Below are 531 nucleotides of genomic sequence, written 5' to 3' on the forward strand. Positions count from 1 at the left end.
ATTTGTTACAAAGAAAAAGTAGTCGTATTCGGAACCTTCTAAAAGTGATAATTGTGCTCTTTCTTTTTCTGGTTTCAGTACGCGAGATACGACAAATCTTCTGTCTTTTTCCCATTTAACTAAATTTGTATACAGTTCTGTAGTTTCTCTACCTTCTTCTCCTTTAACGAATACAATTGATGAATTCGTTGCTTGTGAGGTGAGTGTAGAATAACTTTTGGCTTTAATTAAATATTTGCATCCAAGAGATTCTATCGTTTCGATAATTTTTTCATCAAAGTAGCCACTATCCATTCGAAATAAAATTTCTAAATCGTCTGATTTGATGTTAGCAACAATTTCTTTGATCATTTCCGCAGCACCGTTTGCAGTGTAAGTATTGCCACTTCTTACAAATCCGGTAACATATGCTTTTAATTCGTCGCAAAATGCAAATTGGATATTGTAGCATCGGTTTCCCAGTTTCTTAGGATTATATCCTTTTGACGCACCTTCTTGATGACCTTCTACGTTAATTACACTACTATCAAT

The 531-nt window shown here is 33.9% G+C and carries 1 pseudogene; it reads right to left on the reverse strand.

The features are described from left to right. A pseudogene (locus ABD353_RS40170) lies at positions 1-531 on the reverse strand (IS1380-like element ISEcp1 family transposase); the annotation flags it as partial.

Source organism: Kitasatospora arboriphila, assembly GCF_039528095.1.
Lineage (GTDB): Bacteria > Actinomycetota > Actinomycetes > Streptomycetales > Streptomycetaceae > Kitasatospora > Kitasatospora arboriphila.